The organism is Streptomyces sp. NPDC055966, from assembly GCF_042269865.1.
Lineage (GTDB): Bacteria > Actinomycetota > Actinomycetes > Streptomycetales > Streptomycetaceae > Streptomyces.
The window spans coordinates 20240-38854 of the sequence record NZ_JBHJYK010000044.1 but is presented as its reverse complement, the minus strand read 5'-3'; the positions used below and the strand labels follow the sequence as shown (position 1 = coordinate 38854).

General features: G+C 67.5%; 20 protein-coding genes and 1 pseudogene. 13 read left to right on the top strand and 8 right to left on the bottom strand.

Annotated elements, in window-relative coordinates:
* Together ACFC8N_RS46875 and ACFC8N_RS46870 are read right to left on the bottom strand one after the other, a co-directional pair.
* On the bottom strand, positions 1–468 hold a 468-nt coding region (locus ACFC8N_RS46875; RefSeq protein ID WP_376295823.1), incomplete at its 3' end, for an SDR family oxidoreductase.
* Between the two features lie 186 nt (positions 469–654).
* Positions 655–1242 (bottom strand): TetR/AcrR family transcriptional regulator, encoded by a 588-nt coding sequence (locus tag ACFC8N_RS46870; RefSeq protein ID WP_356039499.1) that lies wholly within the window; start codon positions 1240–1242, stop codon positions 655–657.
* A gap of 273 nt (positions 1243–1515) precedes the next feature.
* Here ACFC8N_RS46870 and ACFC8N_RS46865 point away from each other — a divergent pair, with 273 nt between their 5' ends.
* Both ACFC8N_RS46865 and ACFC8N_RS46860 read left to right on the top strand, forming a co-directional pair.
* The gene (locus tag ACFC8N_RS46865; protein ID WP_376295821.1) at positions 1516–2100 is read left to right on the top strand and encodes an NAD(P)H-dependent oxidoreductase; all 585 of its coding nucleotides are present in this window, start codon (positions 1516–1518) and stop codon (positions 2098–2100) included.
* A 438-nt stretch (positions 2101–2538) separates the two neighbouring features.
* On the top strand, positions 2539–2730 hold the full coding sequence (locus tag ACFC8N_RS46860; RefSeq protein ID WP_376295820.1) for a hypothetical protein: 192 nt from the start codon (positions 2539–2541) through the stop codon (positions 2728–2730).
* A 1088-nt stretch (positions 2731–3818) separates the two neighbouring features.
* Here ACFC8N_RS46860 and ACFC8N_RS46855 read toward each other — a convergent pair.
* Positions 3819–4424, bottom strand: coding sequence for a hypothetical protein (locus ACFC8N_RS46855; RefSeq protein WP_376295818.1), 606 nt, complete (start codon positions 4422–4424; stop codon positions 3819–3821).
* Between the two features lie 841 nt (positions 4425–5265).
* On the opposite strand from ACFC8N_RS46855, the gene ACFC8N_RS46850 reads away from it, so the two are divergent.
* The 9 genes and pseudogenes from ACFC8N_RS46850 to ACFC8N_RS46810 all read left to right on the top strand — a co-directional run bounded on the left by ACFC8N_RS46850 (position 5266) and on the right by ACFC8N_RS46810 (position 11524).
* The gene (locus ACFC8N_RS46850; protein WP_376295817.1) at positions 5266–6498 is read left to right on the top strand and encodes a UvrD-helicase domain-containing protein; all 1233 of its coding nucleotides are present in this window, start codon (positions 5266–5268) and stop codon (positions 6496–6498) included.
* 196 nt (positions 6499–6694) lie between these two features.
* Positions 6695–6937, top strand: a complete 243-nt coding sequence (locus tag ACFC8N_RS46845; protein WP_376295815.1) for a hypothetical protein — start codon at positions 6695–6697, stop codon at positions 6935–6937.
* A gap of 36 nt (positions 6938–6973) precedes the next feature.
* The gene (locus tag ACFC8N_RS46840; RefSeq protein ID WP_376295814.1) at positions 6974–8224 is read left to right on the top strand and encodes a restriction endonuclease fold toxin-2 domain-containing protein; all 1251 of its coding nucleotides are present in this window, start codon (positions 6974–6976) and stop codon (positions 8222–8224) included.
* Between the two features lie 27 nt (positions 8225–8251).
* On the top strand, positions 8252–8698 hold the full coding sequence (locus ACFC8N_RS46835; protein ID WP_376295812.1) for a hypothetical protein: 447 nt from the start codon (positions 8252–8254) through the stop codon (positions 8696–8698).
* 216 nt (positions 8699–8914) lie between these two features.
* Positions 8915–9370 (top strand): hypothetical protein, encoded by a 456-nt coding sequence (locus ACFC8N_RS46830; RefSeq protein WP_376295830.1) that lies wholly within the window; start codon positions 8915–8917, stop codon positions 9368–9370.
* Positions 9301–9723: pseudogene (locus ACFC8N_RS46825) on the top strand (DUF4259 domain-containing protein); the annotation flags it as partial. The gene ACFC8N_RS46830 and the pseudogene ACFC8N_RS46825, both read left to right, overlap by 70 nt.
* Positions 9724–9762: 39 nt before the next feature.
* Positions 9763–10167 carry a hypothetical protein gene (locus ACFC8N_RS46820; RefSeq protein ID WP_376295811.1) on the top strand — a complete coding sequence of 135 codons (405 nt, stop codon included), beginning with the start codon at positions 9763–9765 and terminating at the stop codon, positions 10165–10167.
* 32 nt (positions 10168–10199) lie between these two features.
* On the top strand, positions 10200–11012 hold the full coding sequence (locus ACFC8N_RS46815) for a DUF4253 domain-containing protein (RefSeq protein ID WP_376295809.1): 813 nt from the start codon (positions 10200–10202) through the stop codon (positions 11010–11012).
* A gap of 269 nt (positions 11013–11281) precedes the next feature.
* On the top strand, positions 11282–11524 hold the full coding sequence (locus ACFC8N_RS46810; RefSeq protein WP_376295826.1) for a DUF397 domain-containing protein: 243 nt from the start codon (positions 11282–11284) through the stop codon (positions 11522–11524).
* An 11-nt stretch (positions 11525–11535) separates the two neighbouring features.
* Here ACFC8N_RS46810 and ACFC8N_RS46805 read toward each other — a convergent pair whose 3' ends face one another.
* The 3 genes from ACFC8N_RS46805 to ACFC8N_RS46795 are packed head-to-tail and all read right to left on the bottom strand — an operon-like array spanning position 11536 to position 13798.
* On the bottom strand, positions 11536–12471 hold the full coding sequence (locus tag ACFC8N_RS46805; RefSeq protein ID WP_376295808.1) for an SDR family NAD(P)-dependent oxidoreductase: 936 nt from the start codon (positions 12469–12471) through the stop codon (positions 11536–11538).
* A gap of 42 nt (positions 12472–12513) precedes the next feature.
* Complete coding sequence (locus ACFC8N_RS46800; protein WP_376295806.1) at positions 12514–13089, bottom strand: TetR/AcrR family transcriptional regulator; 576 nt, start codon at positions 13087–13089, stop codon at positions 12514–12516.
* A 31-nt stretch (positions 13090–13120) separates the two neighbouring features.
* Positions 13121–13798: a GntR family transcriptional regulator gene (locus ACFC8N_RS46795; protein ID WP_376295804.1), complete on the bottom strand. Its 678-nt coding sequence runs from the start codon at positions 13796–13798 to the stop codon at positions 13121–13123.
* A 92-nt stretch (positions 13799–13890) separates the two neighbouring features.
* Between ACFC8N_RS46795 and ACFC8N_RS46790 the strand changes: the two genes are divergently transcribed.
* The gene (locus ACFC8N_RS46790; RefSeq protein WP_376295803.1) at positions 13891–14724 is read left to right on the top strand and encodes a hypothetical protein; all 834 of its coding nucleotides are present in this window, start codon (positions 13891–13893) and stop codon (positions 14722–14724) included.
* A gap of 57 nt (positions 14725–14781) precedes the next feature.
* Here the strand turns inward: ACFC8N_RS46790 and ACFC8N_RS46785 are convergent, their stop codons facing one another.
* The gene (locus tag ACFC8N_RS46785; protein WP_376295825.1) at positions 14782–15582 is read right to left on the bottom strand and encodes a Helicase associated domain protein; all 801 of its coding nucleotides are present in this window, start codon (positions 15580–15582) and stop codon (positions 14782–14784) included.
* A gap of 528 nt (positions 15583–16110) precedes the next feature.
* Here ACFC8N_RS46785 and ACFC8N_RS46780 point away from each other — a divergent pair.
* Positions 16111–16866 carry a hypothetical protein gene (locus tag ACFC8N_RS46780; RefSeq protein ID WP_376295802.1) on the top strand — a complete coding sequence of 252 codons (756 nt, stop codon included), beginning with the start codon at positions 16111–16113 and terminating at the stop codon, positions 16864–16866.
* Between the two features lie 461 nt (positions 16867–17327).
* Here ACFC8N_RS46780 and ACFC8N_RS46775 read toward each other — a convergent pair whose 3' ends face one another.
* Complete coding sequence (locus tag ACFC8N_RS46775) at positions 17328–18356, bottom strand: S66 peptidase family protein (protein ID WP_376295801.1); 1029 nt, start codon at positions 18354–18356, stop codon at positions 17328–17330.
* Positions 18357–18615: the final 259 nt, after the last annotated feature.

Sequence of the window (18615 nt, the reverse complement as noted above, 5' to 3'; positions counted from 1 at the left end):
GTGCGCGGCCCACTTGGTGACCGAGTACAGGTTGCCAGGCGTGTTGCGCACCCCGGCGACCGAACCGATGATCACGATCCGGCCCTTGGACTCCCGCAGGTGCGGCAGGGTCTCCCGCACCAGCAGGGCCGGGCCCAGGACGTTGGTGAGGACCATGGCGCGCATGTCCTCGGGGGCGTGGCTCTCAAGGTTGCCGGGCAGTGAGAAACCGGCGTTGGCGATGACGTTGTCCAGCTGGCCCCACGCCTCCACCACGCGGCGCACGGCGGAGGCGATGTCGTGAGCGTCGCTGGTGTCGCCGGTGATCGTCAGCAGCCGCTCGCCCGCTCCGGCCGAAGCAGCGAAGGCGGCCAGCTTGTCCGTGTCGCGCCCGGTGACGGCCACGCGGTGGCCCTGCTTGAGCAGGGCGCGGGCGGTGGCGGCGCCGATTCCGCTCGAGCCACCGGTGATCAGCGTGGCGGGTTCCATAAGTACAGCCCCGCTCAGCGTTCTTCCAGCTCAACCCTTCCCTTCAGAGGAACCGCACCCGTCGTCATTCGCACTTTCCGACAGGCACGGGCGTGGATGCGAGCGGATCCCGCGGCGTTGTCAGGCTTGCACGGTGGGCCGAACGACCCCCTCCTGGCGCCCGGCTGGTCAGGCATGGTGCCGGATTCAGGGGCGGCCAGGCTCGTCGCAGGCAGTCCAGATGAGGCGACGGACGAGCTCGCCGGTGCGCTGGGCGGGGCCCTGGGGGCCGAGGACGGTGGCGGTGACGTAGACACCATTGAGGACGAGGACCAGATCGTCGGCGAGCTGCTCGGGGTCGGGAGCGCAGGCGTCGGCTGCCAAGTCACGCATCCACTGGCGGACCCTCTGCTCGTGGGTGACCGCCACACGGTTTGCGGAGTGCTGCGGGTCGGGGAACTCGGTATGGGTGTTGAGCATGGGGCAGCCACGGAAGGTGGGCAGTCTGGTCTCCTCGATGACGGCCGTAAAGATCGCGAGGAGCTTCTCGCGCGGGTCGTCGACCTGGTCGGAGACCTGGCGCATACGCGCGAACCAGGCGTCGGCGCGGTCCTGTGTATAGGCGCTGGCAAGAGCGTCCTTGTTGGGGAACTGCCGATAGACGGTGGCGTTGCCGACCCCGCTCTCTTTGACCACCAGGTCCATACCGACAGCGCGGATGCCGCGCTGGTAGTACAGGCGGCTCGCCACGGCCAGGACGTGGCGCCGGTTCTCCTCCGCTGTCTTGCGAGCCATGACGCGCTCCTTCTGCTTGTCATGCGTCGCATCGAGTCGACGCGGTGCGCCCTTTGGCCGCGGGCTGGGCACGGGGTCAGTTTGACAGACGGATCGTTCCGTCACAAACTCCGTGACGGAACGATCCGTCACAAGTAATCGTGGCATGGGACACGTGCTCCCTCAAGTGAGTGACACCTACGTCACCGGCAGACGTGATTGACGTCGACGGTGGCGTAGGGATCATCTGCTCCGCCTCTCCCGTAAGCCGACCACAGCCAAGGATCAACTCCGATGCGTCATCCCAGCCTTCCCTCATCGACCTCAGTCGGCTCGCCCTCCTCGCGCACCCTGGTTGTCGTTGCCCACCCCGATCTGGCCTCCTCCCGCATCACTGCCCGCCTGGCTGAGGCCGTGAACGACCTCGCACACGTCACCGTCCATGAGCTCGGCCCTGTCTACCGTGATGGCTGCTTCGACGTCGCCCGTGAGCAGCAACTGCTGCGCGACCACGACCGGATCGTGTGGCAGTTCCCCTGGTACTGGTACTCCGTCCCCGCAGTGCTCAAGGCATGGATCGACCAGGTCCTCACCTACGGCTTCGCCTACGGCAGCAGCGGTTCCGCACTGCGCGGCAAGACACTCCAGTTGGTCACCTCCACAGGCGGGCCGGAAGAGTCGTACGCTTCCGTCGACCCCACTTCCCGTTTCACGATGACCCAGTTGCTCGCGCCCCTCGACGCCACCGCCCGCCTGATCGGCATGCGTCTCGCCGAGCCGCTGGTTCTGCACGGCGCCCGCACCATGTCCGACGAGAACCTCGCCATGCACGCAAAGCGCTACCGCGAGCTTCTCGGCTCCACCCGACGGACCGACTGAGCCTCGCGCACAAGGCGGTCCGGGCCGGAGTCATAGGGAATGAATCCGGCCCGGACCGCTTTCGACTGTACGGGCGCCCGGCTCTCGTCCTCGCCGTCGTCCGTCTCGTCGTGACTGTTCGGGTCGGACAGTTGCTGCAGGCCCGGCGTCGGCGGCCGGGTGAAGGCGTCGCGATGAGCCCTCCGAGGTCTTCCGCGACGTACGAAGATGACGGGCTGCTGTTCCCCGCCCGGGCAGGTGCCGGCAGGGGGGCCTCAGAGTTCCTCGGCGGCGAGGCCCGCTCCCTGATCCTGCTGCGGCATCCGCGCGCCTCGAGTGACCGCGGCGGACGGCGCCGCCGCTGGGCCACCCGTTGCGGGGCGGCACGTTGGTGCCCTGCCCCGTGGCGCCCATAGCCGTCGAGAGGGGCTGCATCGCCGGCCGGAGGGATCTGTCACCGTGATCGCCGTCGCTGTGTTGCTGCTGCCTGTACTGAGCCTGCTGCTGTACGGGATGGACCGCATCGAGGACTGGCTGCCGGACCGGCCGAGGGTGGCCGGGCACGCCCGTGGAGATCATCTGCGGCTGGTCCACAGCACAAGCCGGTCGCAGGGCGCTGACCGGCTCCCGCGCTACCGCGACGTAGCCTGATCACGTCGGTATGGCAGCTGGCCATGGGGCTGCCCGCTGCGAGCAGGGTTCGCAAGCAAGCCCTGCCGAGCCGAGCGAGTCCCATCTCGGAGAGCTCACCTCTTTTCCGGCCATGGTGCTGTGACCTTCCCTCGGCGCGGGGATATCCAAGGGGTGACGGGGGCAGGCGAACCTGCGTCCCGCTCCGCCGGCACCCACGGTGATACGCATGGCCCCACCCGCGCTCCCTGGCCGAGAACCCAGCGCTGGTCTGCGCGTCGACGGCCTCGTTCAGCAGGTCAAGCAGCTGCGGGCGGAGGCCAAGCAACTGCAGGCGAAGAACGCGCCTGGGCGGTGGCGTACGGGGCACCGAACGACGACGCGACGGAATTGGCCGACCCGGCGCACCGTCGTCACGACGTACTCTCTGCGCACGGATGCCTCATCCCTGGTCCCAGCAGTCGGATATGGGCGCAGCTCTCGAACACGCCTCCCGCCTACCTGGCCGGGAACCCCGCCCGTACAGGGCCAGTCCACGCCCTGGTGCCGAAACGCGGGCACCCTCGGCCGCGCCGCGGTCGGCCCTGTCTGCCTCCCGCGTGGTGGGCCTTTCACCGGCCGGCGAGCACGAGCCAGACGTCAGCGGCTGCCCCGGCGGCAGTGCCGTGCCAGGGACGAACCGCCGGTCGCTGGTCGACGAGGTGGCAGGTCACCTCGTCGGCGTCCCAGTTGTGACAGGAGGACGCCAGTGCGCGCGTGGCGACCAGCCCGTCGGGAACTTCCCGCTGTCTGGAGGGGGAGTGCCCGCACAGGCCGGCGAGTACATCCCTGTCAGCGGCGTGTGCCACACTGGGGGATAGGCGCGCGCCAAGGACCACTGCCACCAACTGTACGGCCGGCGGTGCGACATTGCCCCGTCGCCACCTGATGGGGGAGGGGCAGCATCAGCGAACGGTAGGGCTGGGCTCGTCCACTGGTGACTGCCGTCTGCTGGCGGATGTGGCGCCAGGGACGTTGACCGCCCAGCGGGCGAAACGCCGGGTCGGCTGTCGCCGCGGCGGCAGCGCGCTGCCTGCGCGGACTTGCCTCGTCTAGGCCGGCATGGCCGTCTACTCGGCGGTGTCAGGGGTGGTGTAGAAAACGGAGGCGCCCTGCTTGGTCCGCTTGGCCTGGTTCTTGGCCACGAGTCCTTCGAGGGTGGTCCGGACCACGGTGGTCTTGATACCGCGCTCGGAATGGGCCTTGCCGAGTGCCGTGGCGACGTCGGCTGCGGAGCGCGGCTCGCTCTGCTCGGCGAGGTGACCACGGACGAGTTCGACCAGCGTGGGCCGGCCTGCCTTCGCGGCCGTGTCCGTGTGCGTCGGCTTCTTGTTTGCCGACTTCTCGCTGGTTGTGGCGCGCTGCGTGCCAGCGGCCTGCTTCACGCGCGTCCGCTTGCCGGCTGCGGATTCGGCAGAAGCCTTCTTGCGCGGAGCAGGTACCGCGGCGCCGTCCGGACCGGCTGCAGGCTGTACCGGTGCCGGAGCAATGCCAAGCACCTGCTGCACGTTGACCAGGACACGGTGGTCATGCTGCAGCGCGGTGAGGTGTTCCTGCAGCGTGGCGATTTCCGCAGTGATGCGTTCCTGCTCCTTGGTGTTGCGTGCGAGGTCGCTGGTCACCTGTGCGGCGTACTGCGATGTGAGTTCAGTGCTGGCAAGCGTGGTGTCGGACATGGGCCGACCTTTCTCTCGGTTTCCTGACCGGGCGTGCAGCACCTGTGGCGGACGTGCCCAAGCGCCTGTTCTCGGGCTGCGGTCCGGGCGGCTGTGGAGATCACTGCTGCGTGGCTCGGCGTGGAGATAGTACGGATGGGTGGAGTCTGTAGGTCTTCTTGAGTGATGTCTATATCTCGACCTGAGCTTCGCGGTCTCGATGAGTGACGCTGGCGGGGCCTGCGGCGGGGTGCTTCAGGCAGGTTGGTGGGCGAGTTGTCGCACGACTTCGTCGGCATCCTGGCTGTGCTGCCGGGCGGCGAGAATGGGGCTTCCCGCCAGCCGGTCCAGCAGCTCCGCCCTCTGACGAGGGGGCCGTTCGCGCAGGTGAGCGGGGATGTCCATGACGGTGCTGCGGTGAGTGGCTAGCAGTCACGACCACCAGCGTTGCAGCGCTGCCCCACGCTTCAGTTGCTTCAGAACCCGCCCAGTCGACGTCTGACCGGCACGGGTGGCGGCTCCCGCGCGGCCGCCGATTCGCTTGCACACCTCGTGGCACGCAGGGTTCCGGAGGCGGGCGATACACCCCAGCCATTCAGGGCGGGAGAACCGGCCCTTACCCGATACGCGGCATCTTCCTGTACGCGCAGGGCGCCGTCGGTCGTGAGCGCTGGCTGGCCACCTGCCAGGCCGCCTCATCGGTGTCCCGGTCGTGATGTCAGGACGCCAGCGCGCGTGTGACGACGAACCGGTCCAGCAGTTCCGCTGTCTGATGGGGTGAGTGACCGCACAGACGGGCCAGTACGTCCATGTCAACAGTGTGGTGTGCCGAACTGGGGGGACAGGTGCGCTGCGAGGGCCAGTGCCACCAGCCGGACAGCTGGGGGAGTGGCACCACGGACGGCCATCGGCCAGGGCCGAAGCGCCCAGTGGCCTCACCGAAGACATCTGCATCGGCGAACGCAAGATCTCCCAACGAGCCCTGCCCAACGCCGTACTGCGCACGGTCAGCCGCTTCTGCCACACCGCCGACCAGACGATCACCCACCGCCACGTCCCGAAGCTACGTGGCCTGGAGGACAAAGACCTGCACCGCGAACTCGCCAACCACCTCGTCCCGTTCGCCCACAAAGCCTGGAAGGACCTGCAGAACCCCGAGGAGGGCTGCGTCCGCTTCGAACATGACCACTACCTGAAGATCTGGGCCCTCACCCAACCCCGACTGGACGCCGACTACCTGCTCCTGGACGAAGCCCAGGACACCGACCCTGTCGTCGAGGCGATCTTCCTCGCCCAACGCGACCACGCCCAACTCGTCATGGTCGGCGACTCCGCCCAGGCCATCTACCACTGGCGCGGCGCCAAAGACGTCATGACCGGCTTCAACGGCACCCAGCTGCCCCTGTCGCAGTCCTTCCGCTTCGGTCCCGACCTCGCCGCAGAAGCCAACCTGTGGCTGCACCTGGCCAAGGCCCCCATCCGGCTCACCGGAACCCTCACCGTGCCCACCGAAATCGGCCCTGTCACCTGCCCCGACGCCGTCCTGTGCCGCACCAACGTCGGAGCCATGGCCCAAGTCATCACACTCATGACCGCGGGGCACCGTGTCGCCCTGGCCGGAGGCGGCGACTCTCTGCGGGCTCTGGCCGAGGCAACACGGGACCTGAAAGAAGGACGACCCACCCACCACCCCGAACTCGTCCTCTTCCTGAGTTGGGGAGACCTGAAGGACTACGCCGCCCACGACCCCGCCGGACACGACCTGCAACCCCTGGTCAATCTCGTCGACAATCACGGCACCGACGCGATCCTTGCCGCCGTCGCGCGCCTCGTGCCTGAAGAGCACGCACAGGTCACCATCTCCACCGCGCACAAAGCCAAAGGCCGCGAATGGCCCTGTGTAGTGATCGCCGACGACTTCCCCCGCCCCAAAGAGCACCAGCCGCAGGACAGCAAGGGCTCAACGCCGCTGCCGGAACCGATCGACAACGCCGAAGCCCGCCTGGCCTACGTAGCAGTCACCCGCACACGCCAGCGCCTGGACCTGGGAGGCCTGTCCTGGATCCACGACACCCCTGCTCCGTCAGCTACTTGACGACTGCGCGCCACCACCGGAAACCCTGGATCGGCACTGCCGACTTCGAGGAGGCAGGTGGAGCAGGTGCAGCGGGAGTCTATTGCGGTTTGAAGGACATGTCGGCGTTGGTGGCTCATCGTCATCCCTTCGCCTGAGCTTGCTGTTTACGGCCGTGTACGGTGATTACCGGCGTCGGCGAGGGGACGGGGCATTGGTGGATCTGCGGCATCAGACGGAGAACTTCGCCAACGCGTCATGGTCGATGGTGGGGCTGCGTGATCTGGTCTATGAGATGGTGGGCCTGCTGCTCACCGAGCTGAGTGCCCATGGCGGTATGGCCGGCGACGGGGCGGCCGGCAGAGCCTTTGCCAAGGTGTACATCGCAGCCGTCAAGTCCGGCTTCGCCCACCAGGCGATGGCCAACGGCGCGGGTGCTCTGCTCAGCGCGTCCGAGTAACTCCTCAAGCGCGACGACAAGGTCGCAGCCAAGCTGTTGGAACAGAGCCCCTTCACGCCCGGGATCGGTGATCAGCCGGCCGGCCCCGACTGCAGCCCGCGCGCCAGTCACAACGCCGAGGACCTGCCGAACGTCGTCGGCGAGACCAGCGGCATCGATCAGTACCTCTTCAGCGAGCGATTCCTCGGCCAGCCGGACAAGCTGCGGGCCGTCGCCACAACCTGGCGCAGCGCCGCCAAGATCCTCCACGACGCCTACTGGGGCTCCCGCGACGCATGGAAGACAGCCCCCCTCGATCAGGCGGGCCATGCCGCTGACGCCGTCGAGAGCTTCTTCGAGAAGTTCGTCGGCAAGACACCCCCACCCAGCGAAGTGGGCGACCACGACACCCTCCTGGCAAACCTCCCCACGGCCTGCACGATGCTCGTCAACGCCTGCGACGCCTACGCCGACCACGTCGAAACCGCCAAACGGCGCCTGCCCATGGAGAACAGCGGGCTCGACGGAGACTTCCTGTGGCCCTGGGAACAGCCACGGTTCGGAGGCGACGGCCACGACGGCAGCCTGCACGACCTCATAGCCGACGACACACGCATCACCTCGCTCGGCAACATCCCTCACGCACTGGACAGCTCCCAGTCCCGAGTGAAGATGCCGCAGCCGGACAACGGCGGCCTCTTTCCCAACCTCCCGCCGCTCCTCGGTCCCCTGATCCGCGTCCCGACGTTGATACCGGCCGCTTACCGTCCCCTGCCCGCCAACACTCCCCACATTCAGCCGGTCCCTCCGACGATTCCTCCCGACCCGTGCTTCCCGCAGCTCACGCCCAGCCAGGGGCAGAACTTCCAGACCTGGCTCGACTCACTGCGCAAGGGCGACATCTCCGGCGGGAGGCCGGCCGAGCAGGCCTACCAGAGGCGCGTGTCGGGCTTCCCGGAGTTCGAGGTACCCATCCCGGCAGGGATCAGTCCGTCCAACACGCTGATGGTGGACGGATTCCGCAACTCGGATGGGATGGCGGGCGAGGCAAAATACGTGAACAAGCCGAACCAACGCTGCTACCGCTCACTGGAAGACCTCCGCAAGAACCACGCGACCGGCGACAGAGACTTCCTCTACAAGGACGACCGCCTCGAACTCCGCAAGTACGCCGCCGCGCTCAACGACCCACGCAACAAGGAGATGCGAGGTGTAGAGACGGTCACCAACAATCAGGATGCCGTCCAGTACTGGCGCATCATGATGGCCGCCTACGGCGTCAAAGGCCACGCCCGCTACGTTCCCTGACCAGCCCACCCCCAGGAAAGTACCGCTATGGAACCCGAAAAGATCGCGGAACTGCGCACCATGTACGTCTTCACCCCACCGCGCGGGCAGAGCTGGGGCCTGACCTACGAGGGATTCGAGGCACGGCTGCGCGAACGGAATCCGGACACATTCATCCGTATCGATGACGAAGGAGACGGCCCGGTCCGCGGATCATCGATGATCTTCGGGATCACTTTCGACGGCGAGACCCTGGAAGGCTTCGCCAGCCTGGAACCCGAGGGCGTGTCCGTCCGCGAGTGCAACGCGCACATGGCAGCCCGGGTCGCCCTGTGGATCCGGAACAACGTGGCACCGGCTGACGTCCCCGTCATGTTCAACACGGACTGGGGAATCGAGGAAGGCATGGAACCCACCTTCGTTCCCGACGCCACTCGCCCACGGATCGTGGCAGCACTCGTGCAGCACGTCGAAGAGACCGGCGGCCTCGGCTGACAGTGCCCCCAACCGGTGGCCGCAGACGCGCTCACCACTGCCAATCGCTGCCGGCGCCATGGCGTGGCTGCGGCTGGTGCGCCCGAGGACAGGGCGGGTCGCCCGGAGTGCCGCTGTAGCTGACCGGTAAGCGCGTGATTGTCAACTCAGAAGCATTGATGGTGCTCTTGCTGCCACCCTGGCATCCGTCAGGATCAATTCCTCGGGAGCACCGCGATGACGAGCACGTCGCCGCCCACGTCCGCGCAGCAGCGGCGTGTGCGCTGGAAGACTATAGACAAGGCCTTGTCGCCTTACTCGACCGAGTCGCTGCTGCCGTTGCTGGAAGCGGCGTTGATGGCGCCGACCTGCTCCCGCTTCCATGACCATCTGCTGTTGCTGTGGACCCGCGTCGTGCGGGGCGGGCGCTGCTCCGGTGCAGTGGCCCCGGCCGACGTCCTGCCGGTACTCGTCGACGCCGCGGTACACGCCGCCCCAGGCCGTGGTGTCCTCACCGAGGGCGTACCGAACGACGTACGAGCTGGCGTGTGCTTCGACGGGATGCTGCTGCACCCGGGAGACTTGGATCACCCGCTGCTGGTCCTGCGCAGCCTGCAGCTGAGGGCACTTGGGACGTCGGTCCCTTCGACAACGACACCGCAGCGGGCTTTGGTGGTGACCTTGATGAGGTAGCTGCAGGTGAACGTGAGGGCATCGTCCGCAGTGCTCTGACATGTGTGAGCGACACCGCGGTTTACCTCGAAGCACCCGAATCCGAGGTAGCCGTAGCCGCAGCCGCGCTGGTCGCGGCGCAGTGCCCCGGGGGTGAGCTGGCCGATCCAATCTATGGGCCGGAAGAGCCCCTCCCTGATCTCACTGGCCTGCGTGATCTCGCCCTTCAGGCCCTCGACCGCATCATGACCGAACCGTCCGAACTGATGGACCTATGGGCTGAGTCGGATGGCGGGCCCTGGCGCGCGAACATCCACCGCCTGCAGAACGTGCTCCTGCCGCAGCCGTCGGGTGAACAGCTCAGCCTGATCTGACCCACCCTGACCTGCACCCGTCCTACCCGGAAGGTCACTATGAGCTGGGACGTCCTTCTCATGCGTCTACCCGCCGACGTCACCTCTGTGCGCGAGATCCCCGCCGACTACGTCCCGGACCCGCTCGGCCGGCGCGACGACGTACGCGCAGCTGTCAGTCAGGCTTGCCCCGAAGCTGACCTCTCGGACCCAGGCTGGGGCGAGCTTTCCGGCCCGACTTGGTCCGTCGAACTCAACATGGGGTCGGAAGATCCGGTGGACTCGATCATGCTCCACATCCGGGGCTCCGGCGGAGACGTGCTGACGGACGTCTTCCGTCTTGCAGAGGCTCTGCGGTGCCAAGTGCTCGACTGTGCGAATGGGGACCTGATAACCCCTGGGCATACGTCAGGCTGGGAGGAATTCCAGAAGTACCGGGATCGAGCGCTCGGACGCGCTCAGTGATATCCCCTGGTCGCAGCACTGGCATCCGGCCCATGCACCCTGAATCCCGATCGAGCCTTGATGGCCTGCTCCCGCCCGGTCGGATGGTCACATCCGATGAAGGCGACGGAGATCGCCTGCCCTTGTGGCTCAGTGACGGGCCAGCCGCGGCTGGGCTGTGGACGCGGATGCACACGGAACACGCGCGTTCCGGCTTGTGGCCGCTGCTCCTCGACGCGCTGGACCCGAACGATGGCGAGTTCCGCCCTTGGGGGTCCGGGGAGGTCTTTCCTGAGCGGATGTCCTCCCCGGCAAGCCATGATCCTGCTGGCCTCCTCGCACAGTGGTGGGCGACCTACACGGCCGTCGATGAAGACGACGACATGCTCGACGTCAAAAGTCGCCTCGCTGTTACGGCCCCCTTCGGACAGGTATGGCCCGGCCTTGCGGCCAGCCGGGAGACGGTAACGAACCCTGAGCAACTGGCTTCAGAGTTCGCGGAGGCGTTCCTCACCGACTGCCCGCGGACACGTCTTGGACTGGTTGCCGCTCCGTCCGGTGCCGAAGCGCTGACAGCCGTGGGCTGGGCTGGCCCCTGCAACTACGAAAACGACACGGCGAAATTCTCTGCGGTCGTCCGGGATTGGGAACACCGATTCGGAGCCCGTGTCGTCGCGGTCGGGTTTTCCACGCTGCACCTCAGCATCGCCGCGCCACCGGTGAGCGAGCGTGAGGCTCTGCTGGTTGCAGCCGAGCACTTTGCGTTCTGCCCTGACAGCATCTGGCAGGGCAGCAGACCGTACACACTGGCCGCGTATGCCGAGCGGATCACTGGCGCCCACCGTTGGGATTTCTGGTGGGACTGATCCGGCACTCGCTGGGTGACAGCTCGGTGGCGCACCTGGTTGGTGGCGACGGAGTCGGTCATCGGGGGCGGCGGGTCAGCGGGGTGACAGCGCGGGCATCGTGAAGGGCGGCGCGCAGGAGGCCGTTGTCGAAGCTCAGGCGTTGGATGGTGGCGATGGCGAGTTCGAGCTGTTCGGCGAGGTCGCGGTTGTCCCGTCGCAGCCGGGCGTTGTTGGCCTGGACTTTGCTGTAGGCGTCGGCTGCGGTCGTGCCGCTTGGCGTGCGCGCGATGGCGGCGAGCTCGGCACAGATGTCTGGGGCTGCAGGAGTACCTCAACCGCGCCCGCCGGGCCGGGATGATCCCCATGGACGCCATCCCAGAGCTAACTGCGTCGAGATTGCCGCCAACGTCCTTGGCGCGGTGCCGGTTCGTGACTCCAAGGACCCCGAGGGCCCGGCGCTTTCCTTCCCGCCGGCCGCCTTCGCCGCGTTTGTGACCGGTGTGAAGGGCGGCGTGTTCGGCGAGGTCTGAGCCCGGGTTGCTCAGGGGCGCAGCTGCGCGGCAGGTACGGTGGCGAGGAGCGCGCGGCTCTCGGCGATGTAACGGTCGCTGTAGGCGGGGTCGCTGACCTGTCGTGAAGCCGCCATGAGGCGGCCCTTCTCGTCGTAGTACGTGCCGGTGTCCGCGGAATCGTCGGTGAGGACCCGCGCGATGATCTGGGCGGCCCGCTTCGGTGTGCTGAAGTGTGGCAGCAGCGACAGTAGTGGGCTGAGTGCCTTGCCGGTGACGACCGCCGCGGCCGACATGTCCCGCCCGAGGTTGGAGCCGGGGGTCACGCCAGGCTCGACCGCGCGGAAGCGCAGCCGAGGGAACTCCCGTGCGAGGCTGAAGGCGGCCGCGATTCCGCCCTGCTTCGAGGTCGCGTAGGCGTCGAAGCCGGGCTTGGTGGAGCCGCCGGGAAGGTACTCACCGCGGGCGGTCGCCTCGGCGCTGAGGTAGCGACTGCCGCGGTAGCCGGCTCGGACGGAGATGGTGCGCTCCGGGTCCTCGACGGCCGACACGACGAACACGACATTCGCCCCGTCGGGCAGCGACGGGATCAGCGCTTCGGTGAACGCCAGCGGGCCGAGGTGGTTCGTGGCGAACGCGCGGTCCCAGCCCTGCGGGCTGGTCGAAGCGCGGATCGGGAAGATTCCGGCGTTGTTGAGCACGCCCGCGATGGGCAGCCCGAGCTGCGTGATCTCGCCTGCGGCGCGCCGGACGCTCAGGATGTCCGACATGTCGGCGACCACGGCGACCGCGCTGCTGCCGCCGGCTTCGATCTCGGCCCTGACCTTTTCGAGCTTGGCGGCGTCGCGCCCGACCAGGACGAGCGTGCCGTGGGAGGTGAGTTCGAGAGCGGTACGGTAGCCGATCCCCGAGGTCGGGCCGGTGATGACCCAGGCCTGATGCTGACTGGTGCTGCTGTTCGCGGGCAAGGCACTCTCCTTGCTGGTCAGTGGTCGGGCAGCGCCGGCGCGCTACCCGGCAAGTACGCGCCAGACGGCCTCGAAGGCCAGGTGGCCGCGGTCGGCGGGCCCGTCCGGATCCCGGATCAGGGCGTCCATGGTCGAATCGGCGATGGCTCCGATCAACGTCAGGACGAACGGCAGCGGCACGTCCGCCATGGGCCCGTCGCGGCGACTGCGCTCCAGGAGCTCCGCGACGGGGCGGTTCGCCGCGTCGACGATTTCGTGACTCTCGGCCGTGATGTCGTCGGAGACCTCGAGTCGGGCCAGCGCGCGCCGCCTGTCCGGGTGGCTGGTCGCCCAGTGCAGCCACCGCGTCCAGATGAGCCGCAGCTGCTCGCGTACCGGCTGCTCCGCGGACGGTTCATCGCCGAACGCCGCCTGCGCCATCTCGGTCTTGAGCGACACGTACAGCTCGTTGAGCAGCGTGGACTTCGTGTCGAAGTACACGAACAGCGAACCGTTCGAGACTCCGGCTTCCTTGGCGATGGTGGCGGTCGACGCGGCGGTCAGCCCTTGAGAGGCGATGACGCGGGTCGCCGCGACGAGGATGGTGTTACGCCGCTCGTCACTTCGTGGTCGGGCCATGCCGCCAATGTATAAAAGAGTGATCAGTCGGTCAATCTCTTGGCGACAGGGCCGCCGTGGTGCGGCTCAGGTGCCGGACGAGCGCGGCGGTGGCGGCGGGATCGCGGGCGAGCGCCGCCCGCTCCAGGTCTGAGTGTTCGTCAGAGGCCGAGCGGTCGGCGCTGCGATGGGTGGCCAGGCGGCGGGCCAGCTCGCTCGCGGTCCACAGCCGGTCGAAGGTCTCCAGCAGGATCGAGTTCCCGCAGCCCTCCAGCAGCGCGCGGTGGAAGCCGCGGTGCGCCTCGACCCAGGCGTCGCTGTAGTACTCGTCGTGGTCGGGATCGAACTGCGGGGTGCGGGCCAGCCGGTGGTGCGCCGCTCGCACGCGGGTCTCCCATTCGAGGTCGCCGCGCTCGATCGCCAGCCGCAGCATCTCCGGTTCGACGGTCAACCGGGCTTCCGTGATCTGCTGCCAGCGGCGGTCGGACAGGGCCGGCGTCGCGAAGCCGCGGTTGGGCAGGCGGACGGCGAGCCCGTCGCCCACCATCCTGACGAGTGTCTCCCGCACCACGGCCAGGCTGACGCCTTGCTGCTGCGCCAGCTCCTGCGGCTTGAGGGCGGCGCCGGGGGCGAACATCCCGTGCAGTACGTCCGAACGGAGCCGGTCGTAGACGCGCTCGGAGAGCATCTGCTTGCCCGCCGGGGCGGGGTCATCGGTCGCCTGTGTCACGGGGGCAGTCTAATCGGGATAGAGATAATCGATTATTGACGATATGATCGATAGTGTTGAGAGGGATCCACCCCGTGGAAGGAAGCACCGCGATGAGCGCCATCGACGCCGTCCGCCAGGTCAGCCTCGCCGTCAACGCGGCCCACCGGTTCATCTACCTCGTCCCGGAAACCGCCCGGCAGGCCGCCGAACTGGGCGTGCCCGACCGCGCGCCCGCCTACTTCGCGTTCCGCTCCGCCCCGATGGGCGCGGTTGCATGGCAGGTCACCCTCGCGACGTTCTACAACTTCAGCCCCCGCGCGGTGCGGTCGATGGCGGGCGTCTGGGACGCCGCGCCGCCCGAGCGCTGGCAGGCCGCCCGCTTCACGGCGGCCGAGCAGGCGCTGCGGCGCGCCGGGGTGAGCCTGACGGTTGATCAGATCGCCGAAGCGCGCTCGCTGATCGACCCGGTCGTCGCCGCGGCCGACTACGCCGGCAAGCCGCTCGCCGCGGCCAACGCCGCCGTCCCGCTCCCCACCGACCCGCTGACCGCGCTCTGGCAGCAGCTCACCGTGCTGCGCGAATGGCGCGGCGACGCACACCTCGTCGTTCTCGCCGCCAACCGCCTCGGACCCTGCGACTGCAACGTCATCCACACCGCCACCGGCCGCCTCCCCGCACCGGTCATCCGCGCCACCCGGCACTGGAACGACGAGGAGTGGGCGGCGGCCACCGAACGGCTCGTCACCCGAGGCTGGCTGGCGCACGACGGCGTCGCGACCGCCGCGGGCACCGCAGCACGCGAGCGGATCGAGGCCGAGACCGACGAACAGTGCGAGCGGCTGTGGGGACCGATCGGCGCGACAGGCGCCCGCCGCCTGGCCGAGCTCCTCGGGCCCATCGACGAGGCGTTCACGGCGGCGGGAACCTACGCCGCGCTGAACTGATCGGCGATCAGGGCGGAGGATGCCTGCGACCGGGAGGACTTGGACTGGGTCCTTCGACTACGGTGTCAGCACGATCCTTCCGAAGACCTCACCCGCGGCCATCTTCTGGTGCGCCAGTACGGCCCCGTCCAGTGGCAGCACCTCGTGCACCACTGTCTCCAGTTCGCCGCGAGCGGCTGCGGCGAACTGCTCGCTGCGCACGGCACACCGGTCGGCCCGGGCCACCGTGGCGGCGCTGAAAGCGGCGAACGACAGCGGCTTTTGGAACGCCGCCATGATCTGCAGGGTGCCGCCGGCGTCCAGGTGCCGGCGGACGAGGTGGAAGGCGCGCTGCCATTCCACGGGCCAGGTGGGGCACCAGGCGGGGTCGATGTCCTCCAACTGCTCGCACCGCTCCGGGGCCAGCGTCCCGGCGCGGGTGTCGGCTCGCGCGTTCTTCAGCCAGATGCCGACCTTGTGCCCCCGGTAGACGGCGTCGAGCGGCGCCAGGAGGTGCCCGTTCTCGGTGGCCCACCCGCGCGCCGCGGTGAGTCCTTCTTCCCATGCGACGTCGCGGTGTGACCAGATCATGCCCAGCGCCTCCAACTGCCGGATGCGTCCGGGGTCGAGGCGGCCGCGGGCGTAGTGCCGGCGGGCGTCGGCGATCCGCTGCCCGAGCGGGAAGGCGGCGAGCGAGGCCGGCCACACCTCCCGCGCTCCCTCACCCTCGCCGCCCTGGCCCTCGCCCTCGTGATCGGGTTCCTTCTCCTGGCCGCCGGGGACCCGGTACGTGAACGGGACTTTCAGGTCGCCGTGGAGCCGGTTGTAGATGACGGAGGCTTCCACGCCGCGCCGCCAGTGCTCTTTTTCGGGGTTCAGGACGCGGAGGTTGGTGAATTGTGCGCCATCCCGTGAGTTGCCCTGAGCCCGGCCGAGTCCCCGACCCCGTGGCCAGGGGGTTCCTACTCCTTCCGAAATGCGGCTCGTGAGGTGACGGAATGCCGGTCGCGAAGTCAGCGGGACGGGCAGCCAGCTCGCGTCTTCCGGGATCTGCCGTCCCCGGCCTCATAGCCGGGTCAGCGCAGGAAGTCCGGCACGTCCAAGCCATCCAAGTCATCCGGCGGGAGGTAAACGGGGAGACCCCGACCCCAGTCCCAGGGCTGATGCGTTCTCAGGTTTCAAGATCGAATAGTTGGAGTGCGTGGTCGGCTCGTGACCGGTAGTGGTCGGTGGCGGCGGTGATGTTTGTCCGGGCAGCCTGGCGGATGGGGCCGATGGTGAGGTTGTGGAGGGTCGCCATCGCTCGGGGTTGAACCCGTATGATGCGAGGCCGGAGTAGCGCCCCGAGGGCTACACGACCCATCGAATGAAGCCAGAGAGCTGGCTCGCCCATCTTGGAGCGCGACCGTGGATCCGAAAAGGCTTCGTCGGCCCCTGCGCATCATGTTGGCCGTTGCCGTAGGGGCTGCTCTCGCCATTGCCGTCACTGCATCGATCATGAAGGACCGCAGGCACGGGGAAGGGCTCTTGGGCGAAGTACTGGTGAGCGGTGACGGCCGCACCATCACCACCCTGAACAGCCGGACCCCATGCCAGCAGGACCTGCCCCTCCTGGTGGCGAGCGAATCCCGCGATTCCGTCACCTTGGAACTGAAGGAAAGCGATGTCGATCTCCGGCCTCACTGCGGCGGCATCGAGGAGCAGATGACCACGACGCTGCAGTCACCGCTGGGGACACGACGACTGGTAGACGCCGGTAACGGCTGGACCATTGCCCCCCTCGACCAGAAGCGGCTGGCCAACCCGCGATATCTCCCGCCAGGCTACTCGCCTACAACTGACGTGCACTGGAGCGACTTCGACCAGCATGAGCTGCTGTCACCCTTCTTCATGCGTGACCGGAACTCAGGCCCCACCTGGACCCGCTTCTACCACCGCGCCTCGGAGAAGGCGTCTTTGAGCATCACGCAAATCGCCGGAAAGCTCACCGTGAGTGCCGCAGGCACTCCCGAGTCCATCCATGGGTACTTTGGTCGGCTCACCCCGGACTCCAATAGCACCGTGACATGGACGAACGGGACCTACACATTCATCGTGAGCCCCACGGATCAGGACCTGCACGAAGCCGAACTCCTGAGGATCGCCAAACAACTCACCCCGTGAAACCCAGGATCACCACCGCTAACTCTGCAGCCTGAAACTGAAGTTCCCCCGCTGGCAGGGCGCTTTCAAAGGCGGGTTGATCTTTGTAGACGTGCTGGTCACAGACCCGTGACGATGGCTGGCGGGTGCGTCACCAGGGCTGATGGTTCCCGCTTGGCGAGATGGACTGATCATGCGCGTGCGTACTGAGGCGGTCCGAGGTGTCCGGGCTGGAGGCGACGAACGCGACCCCCGATGATCAAGGTTGTCGAAGCCTTTGATCAAGAACAGGGGTCGCGTTCGCGTGTCATCCTCCCTGATCGGTGTCCTCCAACGCCACCGCGAGGACGTCGACTTGTCCTGCCCACCCGTCGAACTGCCCGACCTGCCCCCGCACTGGCTGGACGAAAAAGCTCACCGGAAGTGGGGAGACGCCCTGTTGAGCCGACCCTCGGTCAGAGGTCAGCGACCGGTCTGATGCGTCAGTCCAAGGTCTGCGTCAGTTCGCTTCGGCTTGGTGTGTGAACGATACGGCCGTGCGCTCCGTTGACGATCGGCATGTAGGGCGGGACGTGGCCGCACTCGATGTCGGCGATGATCGGAACGTTGAGAGGACAAAGTGCGTCGAGGACGGCGTCGTGTTGGCTGAGTGACCGGTTGTCGGGTGCGTTGGTCCGGCCGACGAGGACCGCGTTTGCCCGGTCGAAGAACCCGGCGAGCCTCATGCCATGCAGGTTCCGGCAGATGGTGAAGGCATCGTCGCCGGCTGCTTCCACATATACAAGGAGCCCATCCGGTGACTCGTTGCGAGCGAAGGCCGAGACGTCGAGGTAGGCCGTCCCCGCGAGGTTGCAGAGAGTTTCGATGCAGCCGCCGATCAGTCTTCCCTCAGCCTCCACGTCACCGCCGCCGTCGAGCCGGGTCCAGGCGCCCGCGGAGTCAAGCGTGTACTCGCGTATGTCGGGGCAGGCGGCGAAGTCATCGAAGCCGGTGGTTCGGTGGCGACCGGGCGGGGTCTGGGTGAACCGGTGCCCCTGGGGCGCTGCGACGATGTCGAGCCACGATCGCAGTCCTTCGGCCACTCTGTAGGGCGTGTCCATGAGGTTGTTGCCATGGACGGTCGCCGTCCCGGTGAGCAGAGTCATCGGCGTGATCAGAGTCGATATGTCGGAGAATCCGACAAGCCAGGTGGGCTCTGCCTCCCGCAGCTTGTCCCAGTCGAGCAGTGGTAGTAGGTCAATCGCGGTCTCTCCGCCCCAGGGCGGAACGATGGCCTTGATGGTGGGGTCGGTCAGCATCGACATCAGTTCGCTCGCGCGGTCAGCGGCCGAAGCACTGACGTGCCCGGAGCCGTCCATGCACCGGCCGATGACGACCTCGTACCCGCGGTCCTGAACGTCACGAACGGCGGCATTGAGGCGCTCATGCAGTTCCTTCGCAACCCCGCTCGACGGAGAGGTAACACCAACACGGTCACCGGGACACAGGGGGGACGGGTATCGAACAGCCATGCGCTGGATTTTGACATAGTGCCGCGTCCTGAAGACACCGAGTTCAATGCGCTCCAAACGGTCCAGATGCCGTTCACCAGGTTCAAAAACACCTAGTGAGAGGTCGTTTTCATCTATATTGCCTGGATATGGGACGGTCCTGGAGGTGCGGGATTCCGGTGCGGAAGAGGTAGCGGGGTGTGGTTGGACTTATGGGCTGGGCGGGGTGACAGGTGGGGCGGGATGTGGCTTGTTCCTGTCTCATCCCGGGAAGCCCGGC